Genomic DNA, 19300 nt, shown 5'->3' with positions numbered 1-19300 from the left:
GCCGCCCACACGACCTCATCACCGCCGTGACCAGCACCTATCCGACAACGCAATGACCCTGGGTGTGGACCCAGCGGACCTTGGCCAGGATCTCGCCGGGGGTCGCGGTCCAGACGAACGGCTTGGCGTCGGCGTTCCACGCGGTGACGTAGTCGTTGATGGCCCTGGTCAGTCGGGTGACGGAGGTGAAGGTGCCGCGCCGGATCGCTTGCCGGGTGATGATCCCGAACCAGATCTCGACCATGTTCAACCACGAGGAGCCGGTGGGGGTGAAGTGGAAGACGATCCGCCGATGGTGGGCGAGCCAGGCTTTCACCTCGTCGGTGGTGTGGGTGGACAGGTTGTCCACGACCACGTGCAGTTCACGGTCGGGGTAGGCGGCGGCAACCTGCTTCATGAAGGTCAGGAACTCGCTGCCGCGTCTTTTCGGAAAGCAGCGGGCGACGACGTGGCCGGTGGCGGCGTCCAGGGCGGCGAACAGGTTCGTGGTGCCGTGCCGGACGTAGTCGTGGGTGCGCTTCTCCGTGCGGTCGAAGTCGATCGGCAACAGCGGCTGGGTGCGGTCGAGGGCCTGGACCTGCGTCTTCTCGTCGACGCAGAGCACCACCGCCCCGTCGGGTGGGTTCAGGTACAGGCCGACGACGTCGACGACCTTGTCGGCGAACGCCGGGTCCCTGGAGAGCTTGAAGGTGCCAGCCCGGTGCGGCTGGAGCCCGTGCTGGCGCCACAGGTCGGCGATGAAGTTGTGCGACACCGTGATGTCCTCGTGTCTGGCCAGGTAGGCGGCCATCTCCCGGCTCGACCAGTGCGTCAGACCGGTCACCGCCGGTGGTGTCATCCGAGTCAGCGCGAGGATCCTGGCCCGCACCGCCCCGGGAACCTCGGCCGGTTTTCCCGGCCGGGGCCGATCAGCCAGACCCGGCACACCGAGGGCGTGGTAGCGGCGAACCCACGTGTTCACCGTCGGACGCGACACCCCGCCAGGGAAGCGACCTCCTCCGCGCTACGGCCCTCGTCCCGCCACAACACCATCCGCGCCCGTCCCGCCACCACCGCGTCCACCCGCCGGTCACCGACCAGGCTGGACAGTTCAGCCCGCTGCTGCTGCGTCAACGCCACGAGCGAAAGTCAACCAGGATCAAGTAACACCAAACCATGCAAAAGATCTCAATTACGCGACACTAGCGCCGCAGGTCAGGAAGCCTACTCCCCGCGCACGCGGGGTGATCCCCGCCACACCCGGCGCGGACATCGGCGTGGCCGCCTACTCCCCGCGCACGCGGGGTGATCCCCGTGACAAGCACCGTGGACCCCGTCCCGGGAACCTTGCGGGTGCCGAAAACCTCGTCCGAGCTGGTCAGGCGGCCTGCTCGTACTCGTGGAGGAGTCCGCCGAGTCGCTCATGTCGATGGACGTTCAGGTGTGTCAGCGCTGCGGGGTCGGTCATCGGTTCGGGTAGTGGACGCAGCGGTCGGGCGTTGGCGATGCCGCGGTGCGGCCGATGCTGGTTGTGGTGGTGCTCGTACTCCCGGAGTGCGTGTACCAGGTGGGCGTGGTTCCAGATCAGTGTTCGGTCGAGCAGTTCATACCGGCAGGCTTGGATCCAGCGTTCCATGATCGAGTTCATTCGTGGCATCCGCACCCCGCTGCGCACGACCGTGATCCCGGCGTCAGTGAGGATGGCGTCGAACAGGGCCGGGTACTTGCCGTCCCGATCCCGGATCAGGTACGCCACACGGCATCCGGCATCTTCGAGATCCATCACGAGGTTCCGGGCGGCCTGGATGACCCAGCCAGCGGTCGGGTGGGCGGTGGCGCCGAGAACGCGGACTCGACGGGTAGCGTGTTCGATGACCGCAAGGACGTAGAGCCGGGCACCGGTCAGCGTGGTGGTTTCGAAGAAGTCGGCGGCGACAATGGCCTGCGCCTGCGAGCGCAGGAACGTCGCCCAGGCGCGCATCGTAGTCTGCCCGACCCGGCTGGCCAGGGTGACCGTGTCCCCGTCGTGGATGCCGCGCACCTCGGCGTCGTGCGGGTGGATTTCCAGCACGTCCTCCGGATGCCAGACGACGTTGCCGGTACGCCGGGTCTGGGCGCCCACGTTGTACTGGCTCAGGATCCGGCCGGTGGTCAGGATCAGCGGGAAGCGCCGGGTGCGCCCGCGGGCATCAGGTCACCGCCTTGCTCAAACAAGCACTGTTCCGTCTTCCGGAGCCATCAGTACGACGTCGAGCCGTTCGCGCAGCCCGCCGATCGTGATGCCGAAGGTCTCTCGCACCGTTGCTCCCTCCGGCCCGAGGTCGAAGATCGCGAAATCGGTGTAGACCCGGGAGACACATGCCAGCCCCGTGAGCGGGTAGGTGCACTCGGGCACCAGCTTGGGGGCACCGTCCTTGGCGAAGAGCGTCATCATCACGTAGACCTCCTTGGCACCGATCGCGAGATCCATCGCGCCACCGACGGCCGGAATGTCGCCGGGCTTGCCGGTATGCCAGTTGGCCAGGTCACCATTGGCCGACACCTGGAATGCGCCGAGCACGCAGACGTCGAGGTGGCCGCCGCGCATCATCGCGAAGGAGTCGGCGTGGTGGAAGTAGGAGGCCCCGGGCAGCTCGGTCACCGGCACCTTGCCGGCGTTGGTGAGGTCGGCGTCGATCTCGTCGCCGTGGGCCGCCGGGCCCATGCCGAGCATGCCGTTCTCGGTGTGGAGGACGACGCCGAGCTCAGGTGGAAGATGGTCGGAGATCTTGGTCGGCTGCCCGATGCCGAGGTTGACGTAGGAGCCGACAGGGATGTCGCGGGCGATGACCGCAGCCAGGGCATCCATGGTCAACGGTCGGGGGTGCACGGTGGTCATCTGGCCCCCTGGACCGTGTAGTGCCGGGTCTCGACCTGCACGACCCGGTCGACGTAGATGCTCGGGGTGACCACTGCCTCCGGGTCGATGTCTCCCACGGGCACGACCTCGGAGACCTGGGCGATGGTTGTGGTGGCCGCTGTTGCCATCACCGGTCCAAAGTTTCGGGCCGTCTTGCGGTAGACGAGGCTGCCCAGCGTGTCTGCCCGGTGGGCACTGATCAACGCATAGTCACCCTTGATGGGGTATTCGAGGACGTGGTCGCGGCCGTTGATGGTGCGTCGCTCCTTACCCTCGGCCAGCGGAGTACCGACGCCCGTCGGGCAGAAGAAGGCGCCGATGCCGGCGCCGGCTGCCCGCAGCCGCTCCGCGAGATTGCCCTGTGGCACGACCTCTAGCTCGATCTTGCCCGCCCGGTAGAGCTCGTCGAAGACGTACGAGTCGACCTGACGCGGGAAGGAGCACAGCACTTTGCGCACCCGGCCGGCCTTGAGCAGCGCGGCCAAGCCGGCCTCACCGTTACCTGCGTTGTTCGCGACGATGGTGAGGTCCTTGGCGCCCTGACGGATCAGAGCGTCGATGAGGTCGAACGGCATACCGGCCAGACCGAACCCGCCCATGAGGATGGTCGAGCCGTCTTCGATGTCGGATACTGCGGCGTCCGCGGACGCGATGATCTGGGTGCGTGCCATCACGCCAGCTCGGTGTTCTCGAGGACGACGGCAAGGGCCTGTCCTACGCCGATGCAGATGCTGGCCACACCCCAGCGCTGGTTGTCTTCGCGCAGCACCTTGGCGAGCGTGCCGATCAGGCGGCCGCCGGAAGCACCGAGGGGGTGGCCAATCGCGATCGCACCGCCCTTGACGTTGACGATCTCGGGATCGATCTTCCAGGCGTCGGTGCAGGCGAGCGACTGTACGGCGAACGCTTCGTTGAGCTCCACCGCGCCCACCTGCTCCCAGGTGACACCGGCAGCGGCGAGTGCCTTGTTGGCCGCCTCGACCGGCGCGAACCCGAACTCCTGCGGGGCAAGGGCGTGGACCCCGCGGCCAGCGATTCGCGCGATCGGGTCGAGACCGATGGCGTCGCGCGCCTTGGCGCTGCCGAGCAGTACGGCGGAGGCGCCGTCACTGAGCGGCGAGGCGTTACCGGCGGTGATGGTGCCCTCGGGCCGAAAGACCGGCTTGAGCTTCGCGAGCGTCTCGGGCGTGCAGTCGGCGCGGACACCCTCGTCGCGGGTCAGCTCGGCAGCCGGGGTGACGAGGTCGTCGTAGAAGCCGGCGTCCCAGGCGGCTGTGGCGAGCTGGTGGGAGCGGGCAGCGAACTCGTCCTGACGCTCGCGGGAGATGTCGAACTTCTCCTGCAACTGTTCGTTGGCCTCGCCAAGCGACACAGTCCACTCCACTGGCATCCGCTCGTTGACCAGACGCCAGCCGAGTGTGGTCGACGCCAGCGTCCCGTCACCTGCGGGAAAGGGACATGCCGGCTTGGGCAGCACCCACGGTGCACGAGTCATCGACTCGACACCACCGGTAAGGACGATCTCGGCGTCGCCCGTGTCGATGGCACGCGATCCGATGATGGCGGCGTCGAGTGAGGAGCCGCAGAGGCGGTTGACCGTCGTGGCGGGCACCTCCACCGGCAGACCGGCGAGCAGGAGCGCCATCCGACCGACGTTACGGTTGTCCTCACCGGCCTGGTTGGCACAGCCCCAGACGCTGTCGTCGATGCAGGCGGGATCCAGGCTGGTCTTCGCGAGCACCGCCTCGATGACCGTCGCGGCGAGGTCGTCGGGTCGTTCGTCGGCCAGGGCGCCGGCGAATCTGCCGAACGGGGTGCGTACGGCAGCGTAGACGAATGTCACCTTTGGGCCTCCGTGGGAGTTGACGCGATGAGGGTGGCGAGGTCGTCGGCGCTGACAGGCAGCACGTGCCCAGCCGAGGTGACTGCCGGTCGCGGCCGGACTTCTCTTCACGTCGTTTCTGGTGGCGTGGACTGCGCAGCGTAGATGTCGGAGGGGTGGGTGGCCAGCGCGGTGACCGTCAGGTCCATGTAGGCGAACAGTGGCAGGTTCGACAGGATCTCGTGCAGCTCGTCGGCTGAGTCGACGTCGAAGACCGAGTAGTTGGCGTACTGGCCGGCGATCCGCCAGATGTGCCGCCAGGTGCCGGACCGTTGCAGCTGTTGCGAGTAGGCCCGCTCCCGCGCCACGATCTCGACCCGCAGGCGCGGGTCGAGATCGGGCGGGAGGTGCACGTCCATGCGTACGAGAAAAAGCATCAGGCGGGGTCGAGGACGAAACCGTAGTCGACCTGCACCGTGCCGTCGGGCTGCGGCACCGGCTCCAGCATCAGCTCTGGCTTGACCGCTGCCGCGATGTCGTCGTCGTTGTGCGGGTCCCCGGGAAAGTACAGCTGGGCAGTGAGGGGTAGATGTCCCGGCGCGGAGACCTTCACGTGCAGGTGCGCCGGTCGCCACGCGTGCCAGCCCGCTGCCGCGATCAGCTTTCCGCACGCGCCGTCGGTCGGGATCTGGTACGGCGCGGGACGGATGGTGCGGATGCGGAACGCGCCGTCTGCGCCGACAGTGAACGTGCCTCGCAGGTTCCACTGCGGGATGCCCGGGGCGAACTGCGAGTAGTAGCCGTTATCGTCGGCCTGCCACAGCTCCAGCGTGGCGCCGTCGAGTGGCTGGCCGTCGACGGACGTGATCGTGCCCTGCCACACCAGTTGGGTGCCCGGCTCCTCGTCGCGCATCGGCACCGCGCCGTCGGCGCCCAGCTCCGGTGCGCCCGGCGCGTAGTACGGGCCCTCGATCGAACCCTTGCTGCCGACTCGGCTGGCATTGGCGACCTGTTCCACGACATGCTCGATCCACACGTCGAGGAACAGCGGCCACTCGCCGTCCTCACCGACCTGGATCATCCAGGCCTTGAGTGCGTTGTACTCGTCGTAGGTGACCTGGTGGCGGCGGATCGTGTCGTGCACGGCCTCGATCACCTCGCGGGCGAGCAGGCTGACCCGCTCCTGCGGTGTGTCCCGGGCGGCAGCGTATGGCGACTTGTCGGTGTGGAACCGGGCGGTGGCGTTCGCGCCGGACGCGGCTGCCGTGGGTGTCGCGTCGGCGGCGCTGGTCGAGATGTCGGCCGTAATGCTCATGGCGTTGCTCCCTGCTTGGGTGGGGTGACGGATAACGGGAATGTCGCGTTCAGCGGTCCTGCCGGTAGTGGGTGAGCTTGTCCGGGTCGATCTCGACGCCGAGGCCGGGACCGGGCCGGATCTGCAGTTCGCCGTCGACGATCTGCAGCGGCTCGGTGAGTAGGTCATCGCTCATGTCCAGGAAGTTGGACAGCTCGCCGGCGCGACGTGCGGTGAGCCGGTACGCGGCGCCGAAGGCGACCGAGCAGGCGGTGCCGAGCTGGCCGTCGATCTGGTTGCCGATCAGTACCTCGACGCCCAGACCTTCGGCGAGGTGGTGCACCCGCTGCGAACGGGTGAATCCGGTACGGGCCGTCTTGATGCTCACTGCGGTCGCCGATCCGCTGAGGATCTCGCGGGTGATGTCCGCAGATGTCACCACCGACTCGTCCGCGATGAACGGGATGTCCAGTCGACTGACCAGCCAGCGGCGGCCGAGGACGTCGTCGGCAGGGCAGAGCTCCTCAGCGAACAGTAGGCCGCAGTCGGACATCTGGTGCATGGCTTGCGCGGACTCGGCAGCCGTCCAGCCACGGTTGCCGTCGACGTACAGCTCGACGTCCTCGCCGAGGCACTCGCGCAGCGCCCGCACCACGGCTACGTCGAGGCTGACCGGTTGCCGGCCAACCTTCACCTTGAAGGTGGTGATGCCGTACCTGTCGCGCATTCGTTCGGCCTCGGCGACCATGGTGGCAGGCTCATCGAAGCCGAGCATGTGGCTTACGCGCATGCGGTCGGTGAAGCCGCCGAGCAGGTCGGTTATCCGCCTTTCGACGGTGCGGCCGAACGCGTCCCACATCGCCATGTCGATCGCCGCCTTGGCGGTGGGATTGCCGACCGTCCGGCCCAGCCGCGCCGCCACAACCTCACGCTGCATCAGCGTCAGACCGACGATCTGGGGCGCGAAGAGCTGCTCGATCACAGCCACGATGCTGGCCTGCGTCTCGCCGTACGTGAACGGACGTGGTGGCGCCTCGGCCGCCCCGGTCACACCATCGGCGGTGTGTACCCGGACCAGCACATGCTCGGCGGAGTGCACCTCGCCACTGGCGAAGCGCAACGGCTTGACGTACGGAATGGCGAATGGGATCGCCTCAACCGCGGTTATCTTCATCCGAGTGCCCCGTTCCGGGCGACCGTCGGAGCGACAGTGGTGTCCTGGCGCAGTACGCCGAGGATCAGTTCCCGCAGAGACGCCGCCACGGGTGCCTCGGCATCCTGCGACCAGCCGAGCGCCAGCTCGACCGTGGGTGCGTTCGTCACACCACGGAACACCACACCATGCAAGGGCAGCGATCGTGCACCGGCCGGCACCAGAGCCACGCCCAATCCGGCCGCGACCAGGCCGAGCAACACCGAGGTACCGACCGCCTCGTGCTCCCGGCGAGGCGCGAAGCCCGCCTCGTGGCAGCTGCGCAGCACGGCTTGGTTCACCACGGAATCACGTGTGCCGTACGCGACGAACGCCTCGTTGTGAAGATCGGCCAGTGCGACCTCCGGCTGGTCGGCGAGGCGATGTTCGACGGGCACAGCCAGCACGAGCGGCTCGACGTCGATGGTGCACAGCCCGATCCCCTCCCCGGTCACGGGCGGACGCAACACGCCGAGGTCCAGGCTGCCTTCCCGCAGCCGCTCACATTGCTCCGGCGTCAGCAGATCAGAGTGGATCTCCATCGCCACGCCGGGCAGTTCGTGCTTGACGATCCGCGCGATGCGCGGCAGGTGCGAGAACGTGGCCGAGCCGGTCAGGCCCAGCCGCACCAACCCACGACGGCCTTCTGCCACCCGCCGCACGCCTTGTACCGTGGCATCCAGCGTGTCGAGGATGCGCCGTGCCTCCTCGTACAGGAACGCACCCGCAGCGGTGAGCGCGACCTGCCGCGTCGTGCGGGTGAACAATGCGGTTCTCAGCTCGGACTCCAACTGACGGACCGCCTGCGACAAGGCTGGCTGCGCGATATGCAAACGTTCAGCGGCGCGGCCGAAGTGGCATGTCTCCGCCACTGTCGCGAAATAGCGCAACTGCCGCAGCTCCATTGATGTCCTTTCAGCCGGATCGGTCGGGTCGGCCCGTGACGACGACCACCTCTTCACGGTATTACGAAACCAATAAACCACAATGACGAAAAAGGCCCTGATTGATAAGCTTGGCCAATTAATGCCCGACAGCAAGTGCCTGCGGGACGCTCAAATAAGGGAACGGATGAGGGCGGCGACCTCGGCCGGCACCTCGGCCGGCGGCATGTGCGCTGCCCCGGCGATCGTGATGTGCCGGCTGTGCCGTACGCCGCCGGCGATCTCGGCCAGGCTCGCGGATGTGGTCACCACGTCGTGCGCACCAGCCACGGCGAGGACCGGTGCCGCGATCTCGCCGAGCCGTGCGCGAACGTCGTAGCCGGCCAGCACCTCGCAGCAACGGGCGTAGCTGGCGTCATCGGCAGCGCGCAGCGTGTCGAGCAGGGACATGACGCGGTCTGGGGCGCGTGCGGTGAAGCCGGCGGCGAACCAGCGTTGTATCGCACCCTCGACGAGCGCGCCGGTGCCCTGCCGGCGCACCAGCGCGGCTCGATCCTGCCAGCCGTCCGGGGTGCCGATGACGGCTCCCGTCGCGATGAGCGCCGCTGCCTCGACTCGATGGGCGTGGTCGAGCAGCAGGTGCAGTCCGACGGCACCACCGAGCGAGTCTCCGGCGTACAGGAACGAGTCACGCCCGACCGCGCGCGCGACACCAGCCGCGAGCTCGGCCATCGTGAACGGCTCGTCGTGCGGTGTGCCTCGGCCGTGGCCCGGCAACTCCCAGCCGACCACGTCGAACCGGTCAGCCAGCAACCCGGCGCAGATCCCCCACAGCGCCTCGACGCCGGTGCCGAGCGACGGGCCCACGACGAGCAGTGGCCGGCCCGCACCGGATCCGCCGGCCAGGGGCACGAGGATGATCTCCGGTGGGCTCACGTCCCACCCCTCGACAATCCACCCGGCTCGCATCCGCCCGCGGCGGCAACCGCGACGTCTGGATTGCGGCTCCGTTCGGACGGCGGCGCCGAAGGCCGTCCGGTCGACCTCCACCACCAGCTCATGCGGAAACGCTTGCGCCTGCGGGTCGAGGCCGTCGTCCGGTGCGCCATAGTCGGGGCCGCACGCGCGTCGTGCGCAACCGGTCCACGAGCACGGCGGCGAGCAGGACGAGGCCGGTCACGACGCCTTGCCAGAACGACGAGACCTGGCTGATGGTGAGGCCGTTGGAGATGACGCCGAGGAACAACGTGCCGAGCAGGGTGCCGATCAGGCTGCCGGAACCGCCGGCGAAGCTGGTACCGCCCAGCAGCACCGCCGAGGCTGCGGTGAGCTCCATGCCGGTCGCTGCTCCCGGCGCTGCGGTGCCGAGCCGGCTGGCCTCGAGGACACCGGCGAGCGCTGCGGTGCCGGCGCAGACGGCGTAGGTGCTGGCCCGGACGGCCCAGACGTTGATGCCGGCCAGGCGCGCTGCCTCGGCGTTGCCGCCGACCGCGTACAGCATGCGCCCGTAGCCGGTGTACCTGGTGACCAGGACGGCGACCACGAACACGGTCAGGGCGACGACTGTCAGCCAGGGCACTCCAGCGACGTCCCCTGAGCCGACGGTACGGGCGGCCTGGATGTCGTACAGGTTGACGCTCTGTCCCTCGGTGACGACCTGGCCGGTTCCGCGGAACAGCGACATGGTGCCGAGCGTGACCACGAAGAACGACAGGCCGAGTCGGCCGATGAGCAGCCCGTTCAGCAGACCGCCCACGATGGCGGCGAGCACGACGATGAGGACCGCCGCGAGGAAGTAGTTCGCGCCGCTTCGCACGAGTTCCGCCAGGAGAATGCCGGACAGCGCGAGCATCGCACCGACGCTGAGGTCGAAGCCGCCGCAGAGCAGGACGAGGGTCAGACCGGTGGCGACCAGGAGGAGAACCGAGTTGGCCTCCAGGATCGACATCAGATTGTACGTTGTGGCGAACTCCGGTTGGGTGACGGCGAGGTACCCGACGAGCAGGATCAGCATCGTCGTCACGCCGAGGTACGCCCGAACGTCCCCGTAGAGCCGGGCGGTCGTCGATCTCGATCTGAGGCCGGGCTGCGATCCGGGTGGCGGGGCGCCGGGAGCGGCGTCATCCGGTGGGGACGTGGCCTCGGCTACCGGCGATGAGGTGACCAATGCGTTCCTCGGTGAGGTCTGGGCCATGTAGCTCTCCTACGATCGTGCGCTGGTGAAGCACCAGGACGCGGTGGCAGATCGCGAGCAGCTCCGCGATCTCCGACGATGCGACCAGCACGGCTGTGCCAAGCGCCGCCTGGTGCTGAATGATGCGGTGGATCTCTGCACGGGCGCCGATGTCGATCCCACGGCTCGGCTCGTCCAGCAGGAGCACGGCGGGGCGTCTGGCCAGGGTCCGGGCGATGACGACCTTCTGCTGGTTGCCGCCGGACAGGCCGGCGATCGGCTGGTCGACCCCGACGGTCTTGATCCCGAATTCCCTGGCGGCGTCCGCCGCGCTGCCGCGTGCCGCCCGGTGTCGGGCGAGCCGGTGCCATCGCGTGGCGCCGAGCGTGTAGTTCTCGTATACCGATGCCGCGACGATGAGTCCCTGGCGCTGACGGTCACTGGGGACGAGCCCGATCCCGGCCCGTCTGGCCGCGGCCACGTCGTTGGCTGCCACGACGGTGTCGCCGACCGACACCGCGCCGTGGCCGCGACGCCGGACGCCGGCCAGCGCCTCGATCAGCGCCGTCCGGCCCGAGCCGACCAGGCCCGCCAGTCCGACGATCTCGCCTGGACGAACCGTCAGGCTGATCGGCGTCGGGCTGCTCGCGACGAGCACGTCACGGACCTCGATCCCGCCTGACGCGGCCACCGTCTCGGCCGCCGGGGGCGTCGACGAGATGTCCCGGCCGACCATCAGCTGCACCAGGGACCGCTCGTTCAGCTGGCCGCCGCGCAGCTCGCCGACGCGCCGCGCGTCACGCAACACGACGGCTCGATCCGCCAGATCGGTCATTTCCGTAATGCGGTGCGTAATGAGGACCGTCGACAGGCCGTCCTCCCGCAGGCGACGCAGCGCGCGGAAGAGGAACTCGACTTCGGCCGGCCCCAGCCGGCTCGTGGCCTCGTCGAGAACGAGCACCCGGGGCTCGCCGGCGAGCGCCTTGGCGATCTCGACGAAGCTCTGCTGCGCGGTTGTCAGCGATCGCATCGGTGCTGCCGGGTCGACGTCCTCGACGCCCAGTCGCCGCAGCACGGCAGCGGCGCGGCTCATCTGGGTCCTGCGGCTCACCGGGCCGATCCGGTGTCTGAGGGACGGCAGCACGATGTTCTCGTAGACGGGTCGCTCCGGCAGGACCGTCAGCTCCTGCGCCACCATTGCGATTCCGGCGTCGAGCGCATCGATGGGTGCCCGCCAGACCCTTCGGATGCCGTCGACCGTGATCGACCCGCTGTCGGGTACCACCGCACCGGCCAGGACCTTCATCAGCGTCGACTTGCCCGACCCGTTCTCGCCGGCGAGCGCCACGACCTCGCCGACGCCGATCGTCAGGTCGACATCGGCCAGGGCGCGGGCCGGGCCGTAGCGCTTGGTGATTCCCGACATCTCGACGCTCATGGTCGCGCCGTCACCGTCAGGAAGTGCTGGCCGTCGCGCTCGACGATCGACACGTCGACCGCCGTCTTGAGCTGCGCGGCAACCGGTTGCCAGCTCTCCGCGTTGTCCTTGGTGATGATCGTCGACTCGACGTTGACGGTGGCCGGGAGCGGCTTTCCCGCCGCCGCCTGGACAGCGGCCCAGCCCAGCCCGAAGCCCTGGCGGACGGGGTGGAAGTCGACGGTCGCGAGCAGCCTGCCGTCCTTCACCGCGTCGACGCCCTCCTGGGAGCCGTTCATACCCACGATGAGGGGCGTGAAGTTGGCGTCGAGCGCGGAGGCGGCACCGAGGGCGCTGGGGTCGTTGTAGGCGAAGATCGCCTTGATCTTCGAGCCGAGGCTGGCCTTCCACGCGTCGACGATCGGGCGTGCGCCGTCCGCGCTGTCCGCCTGGTTGATCTGGTGGGCGAGGATGTCGAGCCCGGCACTCTTCGTGCCGGCCACGAAGCCGTTGTTGCGGGCGGCGAGCACGCCGACGGCGGTGACGCCCTCGATCTGGGCCACTCCAGCACCGTGTCCAACTTTCTCGGCGATGAGCTGGGCGGCGCGGACGGCGGCCTGCTCGTCGTCGCCCTGGAAGTTCGAGGTGTACGGCCCTCCTTGGGTGGTGTGCTGGACGATGACGGGGATCTTCGCCTGCTGGGCCGTCAGCAGCGCCGGCTGGAGTCCCAGCGGGTCGACCGGCCAGACGACGAGCGCGTCGACCCGCTGGTTGATCAGCGACTGGACGTCGGTGAGCTGCTTGCTCGCATCGAACTGGGCGTCGGTGACGACGAGCCTGCCGCCGAGCTCCTCCACCTTGACGCGGATGGCGTCCTCGACGGCCTTGTTGTTGGGGTTGGACTGGATCGCTCCCGCGTAGCCGATGACCACATCCGACTCGCTACTCTCCGGGCTCTCGCCGCACGCCGCGAGCAGGGGCGCGACGATGACGACAGCGGCGAGTGGAGCGAACTTTCTCAGCATTGTGAACTTGCGCATTGACATTCCTTTGCTCGACTGGAGTTGCAAGTGGGCCGGCGACTCGGCGTGGCAGGAATGGGTTGGATCCGGGACGTCAGAGGTTGAGCCGAGCACGGATCTCGGCGGCGCGGTCACGCAGGTGCATCACGAACGACCCGCTGCGGTCGACGACGCAGTCGTACTGGTCCAGGACGACGATGGTGGTCGTGCCGAGCTCGATGATCGCGGGGCCGACCACGTGGGCGCCGGGTCCGAGGGCCGCTCCGGGGTAGACATCCACCTCGACCATTCGCCGCTGCGCCGGGGACCAGATCGATCGGCGGGTGATGGCGGCCGAGCTGCCGGTCGGCTGTTCGCCGCCGAGTCCGATGCGCTCCTTGGACGTGGCGCCCACGGCGGACAGCCGGACGTTGAGGACCTCGATGGGCATCTGCGGACTGCGGTAGCCGAACAGCTTGTCGTGCTCGTCGTGGAAGGACCGCACGATCGCGTCGAGATCCGGCCCGTCGATGGCGGCGGGGTCTGCGGCGATGCGCAGCTCGTACCACTGGCCCTTGTAGCGCATGTCGAGCCACGGTTCGAAGGTGATCGCGTCCGCGTCCACGCCCTCACCCAGCAGGGTGTCTCGACCCTGCGCCGCCATGGCCTGCCAGATCTCGACCAGCCGCGCCGGGTCGGTGGTGTCCAGCCGCTGGTTGAGGCTCTGCACGTAGTCGTGCTTGAAGTCGCAGACCAGCATGCCGGCGGCGCAAAAGATCGACGAGTCGCGTGGTGTGATGAGGACCGGGATCTCCAGTTCGCTCGCGATCGCGGCGGCGTGCACCGGGCCCGCTCCACCCGCGACCACGATGGGGAAGTCCCGTGGGTCCAGGCCCCGCCGGACGGTGATGTCGCGCACGCCGGTGGCCATGGTGACGTTGACCATCTCGTAGATACCGGCAGCCGCCTCCTCGACGCTGAGACCGAGCGGGTCGGCGACATCTCGCCGGATGGCCTCGACCGCGGCGTCGCGATCCAGTTTGAACTGGCCGTTCAGGAACGACGACGGGTCGATGTAGCCGAGGACGACGTCGGCGTCCGTGGTGGTGGCGTGGACCCCGCCTCGCCCGTAGCAGGCCGGGCCCGGCACGGCGCCGGCGCTCTGCGGTCCGACCCGCAGCAGGCCGCCCTCGTCCACCGAGGCGATCGAACCGCCGCCGGCGCCGATGGTGTGGATGTCGACCGCAGGTAGGGCGATCGACCAGCGGTCGATCTGCCCGTCGGTCATCACCATCGGTTTGCCACCCTTGACGACGGCGGCGTCGAAGCTCGTGCCGCCCATGTCGACGGTGAGGCAGGAGTCCCATCCGTGTTCGGCGACCACCAGGAGCCCGGCCGTGGGCCCGGAGGCGGGCCCGGACAGCAGCGACAGCGCCGCCCGCTTGGCCAGCTGCTGCGGCGTCGCCACCCCACCGTTGGACTGCATCATCAGCAGGATGCCCGCGAACTCGACGCCTTCGAGCAGTTCGGTGAGCTTGTTGAGGTAGCTGCTGATGATCGGGCCGGCGTAGGAGTTCAGGACCGCAGCGCTCGTCCGTTCGTAGTACCGCGCCTGGCCGAGCAGTTCCGCCGATTCGGTGATGTAGACGTCGTCGAGCAGGTTCGAGACGATCTCAGCGGCGCGGCGTTCATGAGCCTGGTTGGCATGCGAGTGCATGAAGGCGATCGCCAGGGCTTCGACATCATGTGCCTTGAGCACGTCGATCGCGTCACGAACGTCCTCTTCGGACAGTGGGCTGACCTCCTCGCCGCGGTAGTCGATGCGGCCTCGAACCGGCAGCCTGAGGTACCGCAGCGCCAGTGGCTCGGGGTGGGGTAGCCGGTTGTCGTACGGCTCCTCGCGGGTTCCGTGTCGCATCGGGAGGACATCCCGGAAGCCTTCGGTCACCAGCACGGCGGTGCGTGGGCCGCGGCGGGTCAGCAGCGCGTTCGTGGTCACCGTCGTGCCGTGCACGATGAGTGACACGTCCGCCACGAACTCCCGGATGGTGACCCCGTCCAGCTTGGCGACCTCGGTGAGTCCGTTCAAGACGGCCTGCGGTGGATCTGAGGGAACCGAGCTCGTCTTGTGGATACGTCGCCGGCCGTCCGGGTAGACCACCAGGAAGTCGGTGAACGTGCCTCCGACGTCGATGCCGATGCGGATGCCCATGTGTCGAAGCTCCTTGCGAGAAATGTGGCGTACTGGTGGTCAGCCACGCAGGGCGGCCGTGGCTGATTCGTCGATGCTCTGTCCGTCCGCGCCGATGACGACGCCGTAGTCCGTGCGGGCCCTCTCGGCCGAGAGGATCCCGTCCCTGACCTCGGTCAGGACCTTCGTGGCGGGACGCTTGAACGGATCGCCGTATCCGGCACCGCCACCGGCGAGTGAGACGATGCGGGTGCCCGGTGGCAGATCGATGATCTCCTTGGAGCCCCACTCCTGGACGGTGCCGTCGGGGTACTCGACCCTGAGCTCGTTGAGGCCGGAGTCATGGCCGCCAAAGAGGCCGCGAGCCGGGTAGGCACCCTCGGATCTGAGGTTGTCGGCCAGGGTGACGCCGATCTGTCCCTCGCCGTAGGTGCGCCAGGCAGACCGGGTGCCGAGTCCGCCACGGAACTCGCCGGCGCCGGCCGAGTCGGGCAGGTATTCGTGGTACTCGAGGAAGTGCGGGCTGGTGAGCTCGAACATCTCCGGGTCGGGCGCGCGCATCTGCCCGGCGGTGCCGGTGAAGCCGAGTGCGTCCCAGCCGTCCGCGCCGAGCACCCCACCGGGGCCGGTGCGCTGGAAGACGGTGAAGGTGCCGAAGGGTTCACCGGTGCGCGGGTCGACGCCGTTGGTGGCTGTGCACATGTACTTGTTCCAGCCGGCGGTGACCCGGTCCGGCAGCGCGTCGGCGAGCGCCAGCATGATCGCCTCGACGACCTCGTCGCAGAGCTGGTTGCCGAAGATCGTGGCGGCGGGGAAGTGCGGGTCGATGATCGAACCTTTACGGAACTTGGTGACGATCGGTTCGAAAAGGCCCTGGTTGGTGGGGATCCGGATGCCGCCCGCCGCCATCAACATCAGGAAGGCGATGCGCACCGCTCCCTTGGCCGCGCCGGTCGGCATGTTCGTGATGCCCGGCGCCTGGTCGTCGCTGCCGGAGAAGTCGAACGTGATCCGGCTGCCGGCGATCTCGATGTCGACCGCGATCTTGTACTTCCGGGTCGGATCGACGCCGTCCGACGTCATGTAGCTCTCGCCGTGGTAGTGGCCGTCGGGCCACCTCTGCACCTCGGCCTCGACCTGACGTCGGGAGCTCTCGATGACGTACGACCAGTGCGCGTCGTAGCTGGCCGGCCCGTAGCGGTCGATGACCTCCACCAGGCGTCGGCCACCCACCGTGCAGCAGCCGATCATGGCCCGGATGTCCTCCATGACGAACGGGAAGCGGATGTTGGCGGCGATGAAGTCCCAGACGTCCTGCCGGAGTTCACCCTTGGCGGCGACCTTGACCGGCGGGATGCGTAGTGCCTCCTGCCAGATGTCGCGGGCGTTTGGGTTGTAGCCGCCGGCGGTCATGCCGCCGATGTCGGCCAGGTGGCCCTTCGCGGCGGTCCAGCCGACCAGCTGCCCCTGGTGGAACACCGGCATGAAGATGCCCGTGTCGGCGTTCTGGTTTCCGCCGTGGTAGACGTCGTTGTGGATGATGACGTCACCCTCGTGGATGTCGTCACCGAAGTAGCCGATGATGTACTCTAGGGCCGGCTGTGCGCCGAACGCGATGATCGCGGCGAATTCGGCCTGCGCGAGGGTGTTGCCGAAGCGGTCGAACACGACCGTGACGAGGTCGCCGATCTCGTTGAAGATGGGCGAACGGGACGACCGCATCAGCATCGTCGCCATTTCCTTGGCGATTGAGTCGACGCGTCGCTGGAGCACCGATGCGGTGATCGGGTCGATGGTGATGTCAGTACTCATTGATAAACACCTCGCCTCGGGAGATCCGGTAGAGGCCGGTCGGGTATTCGGACAGCTTCCGGCTGCCTGATTCGTCGATCACGAACGTGTCGGCCATGTAGCCGCTGACTCCGGCGTTCTCGTCCTTGACCATCGGGTGCAGGGTCACCACGAAGCCCGCTTCGAGCGTGCCGTCGTGGGACTGGCCGCCGTCCTCGACGACGTCCAGTCCGATCATCGGGTGTTCCAGCACGTCGAGACCCAGCGAATGACCCGACCAGTAGGACGAGGTGGCGCCCTCCGCCTCGACCGCGTCGAGAACCTGCTGCTGCACCGACGCGGGGGTGGCGCCCGGCCGCATGCCGCCGGCGCCACGCGCGATTCCCCGGGCCGCTGCCCGGGCCATCCGTTCGACCTCGGCGTCGGCCCTCGCGAACGTGACCATCCGGGAAAGCTCGGTCCAGTAGCCCGCCGGTCCGGTGATCTCGAAGGAGAAGGTGTGTACGTTGTGCGTGCCGAGCACCCGGTCGCGGGGAGCACCGAACGTGGCGGCGGTGTCCGGGCCGCAGCCCTCGGTGTACATGGTCAGGAAGAGCGCGTCCTCGCCCCCGAGCTGGTGACCGATCTTGTACATCTCTGCGGCGATCTCGCGTTCGACAGCGCCTGGCCGGGCGATTTCGAGCAGCCGAGCCAGGCACTGGTCGAGGATGTAGGCCGACTCCTCGGCACCGGCGATCTCCTCGTCACTCTTCACCGCGCGGATCCGCTCGAACTCGCGGGAGAAGTCGACGAACTCGACATCCGGGCATGATCTGGTCAGCGCAAGGTACTCGCCGACCTTCATGACGTGCTCGAGTCCGATCACGCCGACCCGGTCGACGTCCGGCCGGCGGGCGAACGCGTCGACGAGGCCCTGGGCGATCGTCGGGGTGAACCGGTAGTCGCTCACCCACCCCGACGTCGGCCTCCGGGCAGCGGACAGGTTCCCGGGAAGGACGAGGAAGGGTTCCTCACCGTGGTACATGACGGCGTTGCCCGACCTGTGTGCCAGGTTGTAGTCGGCGACATACCGCAGCGATCCCTTGTGACCGCGGTAGTCGTTGGCGGCGAAGACCAGCGCGTCGATCCCGTGCTCGGCCATTGCCTTGTTGAGCGCGTTCCAGCGGCGGTCGCGTTCGTTCAGTGACAGGGACACTGGTGCCCTTCCTGTCTGTGGTGATCAACTCGAAGAGGTCTGCAGCGCGAGAGCTCGTGGCCGTGCGCTACTGGCGGCGCCTGATGTCTCGCCGTAGGGGAGCCAGACGCGCCTGTTGAAGGTGCCAGGCAACGTATGCGGCACGTCACGCCACCAGCAAGACCCGTGTTACCTTTTTTCCTGTGGCGAATGCGGACCCGCCCATCGACTCCGTGCACCGGGCGTTTGTGCTGCTCAAGGCGCTGCGCGACGGCGAGGTGCTGAGCGTGACAGACGCCGCCGCGCGGCTGGGCGTCGTGCCGTCGACGGCCTACCGGCTGCTGTGCGCGCTGTGCTTCGACGGGTTCGCCGAGCAGGACCGGGATCGCCGCTATCGCGCCGGACCCCAGCTGCGTACCGCCGAACCGGTGCACGGGTCGGTCGAGGAGCTGCGCCAACACGTGCATCCGGTCGTCGAGGAGCTGTGCTCGCTCGTGGGCGAGACCGTGCACGTCTGGGTACGGCAGGGCGCACTGCTACGGCTGGTCGACGGGGTGCCCGGCACCCGCCCCCGGCATGTGAGCAGCGACCAGTGGGACAGGGTCCCGGCGCACACCTCCGCCGCTGGCAAGGCACTGCTGTCGGAGCTCAACAACCGCCAGCTGGACTTGGTGTTCAGTGGCGGGCTACTGCCGAGTCGATCGACACGCATCATCACGCTGCAGGCACTCAAACGTCACCTGGCCACGGTGCGCCGACGGGGCTACGCCCTCAACCTCGAGGAGACCGCCCAAGGCGTGGACGGCGTGGGGGCCGTCGCCAGAGACGGGCAGGGGCGTCCGGTGCTCGCCATGTCGCTGGCCATCCCGAGCATCCGGTTCGAGCGGGCCATGGTTCCGGAGTACGTCGACCTCCTGACCGACGCCATCAGGGCGACCGAAGGTCTGTTGGCCACGCGGGGCGGCCGCGCGAGGTGACCCGCCGCGGCCGGGTGCCGCGGTCAGCGGGATGTCGGCCGTGACGAGACGGCCCGGTAGGGCCGACGAAAAGACCGCGAATTGATAAGCCTCGCCAATCAATAGCCCGTGATTTGTTTCTTGTGGTGAACGATAGCCGTCCGTACCTTTGCCAGTGAGCGGCTAACGTCGCGATGACCAGGTCCAACAGCAGGCTACCCGGTTGCGTCGTCGTTGCTTTACGGTGTGCACCTGCCGCATCGGTCAGATGCCGGGCACGGCTTTCTGCCGTGCGTCCCCGCAGATCACGCGCCTATCCAAGATCGCCCGGAGGCGAACATGACAACGACCAGATTCGGCGGCGCCGACGCCGACGTGACCCTTCCGCCGCTGAGCCGCTGGAGCGACCGGGTGCTGGCGGACCGGGTGCACCGGACCCTCTACACAGACCCGGCCATCTTCGAGAGCAATGCTCGAAACCTGTGGATGAGCGCCGTGGGGGCGTACCCTCCCGGCGAGTCCAAGTC

General features: G+C 68.2%; 17 protein-coding genes and 1 pseudogene. 2 read left to right on the top strand and 16 right to left on the bottom strand.

Features of this window, described 5'->3' with window-relative positions; all coding sequences use genetic code 11:
- Positions 1-37 precede the first annotated feature (37 nt).
- The 16 genes and pseudogenes from V6U90_RS29340 to V6U90_RS29260 form a co-directional block, all read right to left on the bottom strand.
- A pseudogene (locus V6U90_RS29340) lies at positions 38-1119 on the bottom strand (IS630 family transposase).
- Between the two features lie 238 nt (positions 1120-1357).
- A complete protein-coding gene (locus tag V6U90_RS29330) occupies positions 1358-2101 on the bottom strand; it encodes a molybdopterin dinucleotide binding domain-containing protein (protein WP_334443537.1) in 744 nt (247 codons plus the stop codon).
- 84 nt (positions 2102-2185) lie between these two features.
- Positions 2186-2857, bottom strand: coding sequence for a 3-oxoacid CoA-transferase subunit B (locus V6U90_RS29325; RefSeq protein WP_334443535.1), 672 nt, complete (start codon positions 2855-2857; stop codon positions 2186-2188).
- Positions 2854-3549 (bottom strand): 3-oxoacid CoA-transferase subunit A, encoded by a 696-nt coding sequence (locus V6U90_RS29320; protein WP_334443532.1) that lies wholly within the window; start codon positions 3547-3549, stop codon positions 2854-2856. The genes V6U90_RS29325 and V6U90_RS29320 overlap by 4 nt, the downstream gene beginning before the upstream one ends.
- Positions 3549-4721, bottom strand: coding sequence for a thiolase family protein (locus tag V6U90_RS29315; protein ID WP_334443530.1), 1173 nt, complete (start codon positions 4719-4721; stop codon positions 3549-3551). The genes V6U90_RS29320 and V6U90_RS29315 overlap by 1 nt, the downstream gene beginning before the upstream one ends.
- A gap of 107 nt (positions 4722-4828) precedes the next feature.
- Positions 4829-5137, bottom strand: coding sequence for a muconolactone Delta-isomerase (gene catC, locus V6U90_RS29310; RefSeq protein WP_334443527.1), 309 nt, complete (start codon positions 5135-5137; stop codon positions 4829-4831).
- Positions 5137-6015, bottom strand: coding sequence for a catechol 1,2-dioxygenase (gene catA / locus V6U90_RS29305; RefSeq protein ID WP_334443524.1), 879 nt, complete (start codon positions 6013-6015; stop codon positions 5137-5139). The genes catC and catA overlap by 1 nt, the downstream gene beginning before the upstream one ends.
- Before the next feature lie 49 nt (positions 6016-6064).
- On the bottom strand, positions 6065-7168 hold the full coding sequence (locus V6U90_RS29300; protein ID WP_334443522.1) for a mandelate racemase/muconate lactonizing enzyme family protein: 1104 nt from the start codon (positions 7166-7168) through the stop codon (positions 6065-6067).
- Positions 7165-8091 (bottom strand): LysR substrate-binding domain-containing protein, encoded by a 927-nt coding sequence (locus tag V6U90_RS29295; RefSeq protein ID WP_334443519.1) that lies wholly within the window; start codon positions 8089-8091, stop codon positions 7165-7167. The genes V6U90_RS29300 and V6U90_RS29295 overlap by 4 nt, the downstream gene beginning before the upstream one ends.
- 150 nt (positions 8092-8241) lie before the next feature.
- A complete protein-coding gene (locus tag V6U90_RS29290) occupies positions 8242-9006 on the bottom strand; it encodes an alpha/beta fold hydrolase (protein ID WP_334443517.1) in 765 nt (254 codons plus the stop codon).
- A 121-nt stretch (positions 9007-9127) separates the two neighbouring features.
- Positions 9128-10084: an ABC transporter permease gene (locus V6U90_RS29285; protein WP_334443543.1), complete on the bottom strand. Its 957-nt coding sequence runs from the start codon at positions 10082-10084 to the stop codon at positions 9128-9130.
- 106 nt (positions 10085-10190) lie between these two features.
- On the bottom strand, positions 10191-11681 hold the full coding sequence (locus V6U90_RS29280; protein WP_334443515.1) for a sugar ABC transporter ATP-binding protein: 1491 nt from the start codon (positions 11679-11681) through the stop codon (positions 10191-10193).
- Complete coding sequence (locus V6U90_RS29275) at positions 11678-12700, bottom strand: sugar ABC transporter substrate-binding protein (protein WP_334443512.1); 1023 nt, start codon at positions 12698-12700, stop codon at positions 11678-11680. The genes V6U90_RS29280 and V6U90_RS29275 overlap by 4 nt, the downstream gene beginning before the upstream one ends.
- 76 nt (positions 12701-12776) lie before the next feature.
- The gene (locus V6U90_RS29270; protein ID WP_334443509.1) at positions 12777-14873 is read right to left on the bottom strand and encodes a hydantoinase/oxoprolinase family protein; all 2097 of its coding nucleotides are present in this window, start codon (positions 14871-14873) and stop codon (positions 12777-12779) included.
- A gap of 39 nt (positions 14874-14912) precedes the next feature.
- Positions 14913-16664: a hydantoinase B/oxoprolinase family protein gene (locus V6U90_RS29265; RefSeq protein ID WP_334443507.1), complete on the bottom strand. Its 1752-nt coding sequence runs from the start codon at positions 16662-16664 to the stop codon at positions 14913-14915.
- Positions 16654-17838: a M24 family metallopeptidase gene (locus V6U90_RS29260; RefSeq protein ID WP_334443504.1), complete on the bottom strand. Its 1185-nt coding sequence runs from the start codon at positions 17836-17838 to the stop codon at positions 16654-16656. Before V6U90_RS29260 ends, V6U90_RS29265 begins: the two co-directional genes overlap by 11 nt.
- 182 nt (positions 17839-18020) lie before the next feature.
- Between V6U90_RS29260 and V6U90_RS29255 the strand changes: the two genes are divergently transcribed.
- Positions 18021-18794 carry an IclR family transcriptional regulator gene (locus V6U90_RS29255; protein ID WP_334443502.1) on the top strand — a complete coding sequence of 258 codons (774 nt, stop codon included), beginning with the start codon at positions 18021-18023 and terminating at the stop codon, positions 18792-18794.
- 318 nt (positions 18795-19112) lie between these two features.
- Positions 19113-19300, top strand: a 188-nt coding sequence (locus V6U90_RS29250) for a hypothetical protein (RefSeq protein WP_334443500.1), incomplete at its 3' end; no start/stop codon positions are given.

The organism is Micromonospora sp. CPCC 206060 (genome assembly GCF_036906895.1).
In the GTDB taxonomy this organism is placed as follows: domain Bacteria; phylum Actinomycetota; class Actinomycetes; order Mycobacteriales; family Micromonosporaceae; genus Micromonospora.
The sequence above is the reverse complement of the archived record's forward strand: the minus strand, read 5'-3'. Positions and strand labels throughout refer to the sequence as shown.

What these genes read in the sequence shown, in the direction of transcription:
- V6U90_RS29320 (WP_334443532.1), bottom strand. Translation starts at nt 3,549, where the DNA reads ATGGCACGCACCCAGATCATCGCGTCCGCGGACGCCGCAGTATCCGAC.
- V6U90_RS29285 (WP_334443543.1), bottom strand. Translation starts at nt 10,084, where the DNA reads ATGCTGATCCTGCTCGTCGGGTACCTCGCCGTCACCCAACCGGAGTTC.
- V6U90_RS29270 (WP_334443509.1), bottom strand. Translation starts at nt 14,873, where the DNA reads ATGGGCATCCGCATCGGCATCGACGTCGGAGGCACGTTCACCGACTTC.
- V6U90_RS29300 (WP_334443522.1), bottom strand. Translation starts at nt 7,168, where the DNA reads ATGAAGATAACCGCGGTTGAGGCGATCCCATTCGCCATTCCGTACGTC.
- V6U90_RS29275 (WP_334443512.1), bottom strand. Translation starts at nt 12,700, where the DNA reads ATGCGCAAGTTCACAATGCTGAGAAAGTTCGCTCCACTCGCCGCTGTC.
- V6U90_RS29295 (WP_334443519.1), bottom strand. Translation starts at nt 8,091, where the DNA reads ATGGAGCTGCGGCAGTTGCGCTATTTCGCGACAGTGGCGGAGACATGC.
- catC (WP_334443527.1), bottom strand. Translation starts at nt 5,137, where the DNA reads ATGCTTTTTCTCGTACGCATGGACGTGCACCTCCCGCCCGATCTCGAC.
- V6U90_RS29265 (WP_334443507.1), bottom strand. Translation starts at nt 16,664, where the DNA reads ATGAGTACTGACATCACCATCGACCCGATCACCGCATCGGTGCTCCAG.
- V6U90_RS29325 (WP_334443535.1), bottom strand. Translation starts at nt 2,857, where the DNA reads ATGACCACCGTGCACCCCCGACCGTTGACCATGGATGCCCTGGCTGCG.
- V6U90_RS29280 (WP_334443515.1), bottom strand. Translation starts at nt 11,681, where the DNA reads ATGAGCGTCGAGATGTCGGGAATCACCAAGCGCTACGGCCCGGCCCGC.
- catA (WP_334443524.1), bottom strand. Translation starts at nt 6,015, where the DNA reads ATGAGCATTACGGCCGACATCTCGACCAGCGCCGCCGACGCGACACCC.